1 protein-coding gene is annotated in these 2094 nt (G+C 46.7%); it reads left to right on the top strand.

Features of this window, described 5'->3' with window-relative positions; translation table 11 throughout:
- Nucleotides 1-226: 226 nt before the first annotated feature.
- A partial coding sequence (locus tag B7Y67_RS16060; protein WP_293599490.1) for an FAD-binding and (Fe-S)-binding domain-containing protein occupies nucleotides 227-2094 on the top strand: 1868 nt, incomplete at its 3' end.

Consider the following 2094-nt stretch of genomic DNA (forward strand, 5'->3'; position numbering starts at 1 on the left):
CCATGCCAGTCAACTACTGTGCCAAACACATCAAATGCAAGAACTTTTGGTTTTGTATTCATATGGAGATTATTCATTAGCTTGAAAAAAATTGCTGGAGATTATTCTGCTGAATTCTTCTTCTGAGTCCTGTATTTGATGTGAAGTCATACAAGTCATACATTGCAAAGAATTGCTAGAATGACAAAGACCCTAAAAGGGCGCCAGATCAAATAAGGACATAGTCATGGGCGGTATTTCTCAGTGGGAGCAATTGAATATTGAATTAACGGCTGCCTTAGGTGGCTCTGTTCATTTTGATACAGCCCATCAGGCGGTTTATGCCTCAGAAGCATCCAACTACCGCCAAATTCCGATCGGGGTTGTTACCCCTAAAAATACTGAAGAATTTGTAAAAGGTATTGAGATCTGCCATCGCAATAAAGCGCCGGTGCTCATGCGCGGTGCTGGTACATCCATGAATGGTCAGACTGTGAACAATGCGGTCGTATTTGATATTTCAAAGTACTGCAACCATATTCTTAGCTTAGATCCAAGTGCTGGCAATGCCATTGTTGAGCCGGGCGTCATCTGCGACTCGCTGCGTGATGCTGCTGAGCTGCATGGCCTTACTTTTGCGCCAGATCCTTCGACGCACAGCCGTTGCACTTTGGGGGGTATGGTTGCCAACAACTCTTGCGGAGCCCACTCCGTAATGGCGGGTAAGACGCTTGAAAATACCGAAGCATTAGAGATTCTGACCTATGACGGTGAACGCTTTTGGGTTGGCCCAACTTCTGATCAAGAGTTGCAAGACATTATTGCTGCTGGTGGACGTAAAGGCCAAATCTATCGAGACTTGCTAGCTTTGCGTGAGCGCTATGCAGATTTGATTCGGGCGCGCTTCCCAAATATTAAGCGACGTGTTTCTGGTTATAACTTAGATCAATTGCTACCCGAGAATGGGTTTAACGTCGCACGTGCCTTGGTTGGTACGGAGGGGACTTGCGCACTCACTCTGGCCGCAAAAGTGCGCTTGGTAAAGAGCCCAGCAAAACGGGTAGTTCTCGTTTTGGGTTTTGATGATATTTATGTGGCAGGTGATGCCGTACCTGAATACCAATCCTTCAATCCTATTGCGATTGAAGGATTAGATTACAAAATTATTCGTGGCTTACAAGAGCGCAATTTAGCTAAAGCGGAGATTGATTTGCTTCCCCCTGGCAACGCTTGGGTAGTTGTAGAGTTCGGAGATGACACTATCGAAGGTGCTATTGCTCAGGCTCAAAAGGCGGAAGAATATTTCAAGACAAGAACGAAGGGTCCAAAGCCATCTACATGGTTAGAGCCTGACCCACTAGTGCAGAAACGTATTTGGTCAATTCGGGAAAATGGTGCCTCAGCTACTCACTTATCGATCGACCCGAACTCGCCTGACCCAGTTGTTGGCTGGGAAGATGCCGCAGTTGATCCAGCGCGTTTGGGTGAGTACCTTCGCGCTTTCCAGAAACTAGTAGATTCTTATGAATATCAGACTTCGCTCTATGGTCACTTTGGCGACGGATGTATTCATGCGCGCATTACTTTTAACTTACGCTCTGCAGAAGGCGTTGCTAAATTTAGATCGTTCATTCGGGATGCGGCAACCTTAGTTGTGGAGTTTGGTGGCTCACTCACTGGTGAGCATGGTGATGGCCAAGCTAGGGCAGAATTTCTCCCCATCATGTTTGGCGAAGAATTAATGGGCGCAATGCATGAGTTCAAACGCATCTGGGATCCGCAAAACAAACTTAATCCAGGAAAAGTGGTTCATCCCTATCGCGTAGATGAAAACCTGCGCATGGGCCCAGAGTACAAAGTGGTCAATATCAAAACACGTTTAAATTTCTTGAGCCAAGAAGGCAATGGATTCCAGAGAGCAGTTGAGCGTTGTGTTGGTATGGGTAAATGCCGTAGCGAAAAAATCGGCACGATGTGTCCAAGCTACCGCGCCACTAAGGAAGAACGCTTTTCTACTCGTGGACGCTCACGCCTATTCTGGGAAATGCTCCAGGGTGAAGTAATTAAGGATGGCTGGAAGAGTGAAGAGCTCAAAGAAGCTCTGGACACTTGCCT

The organism is Polynucleobacter sp. 35-46-11, from assembly GCF_002281105.1.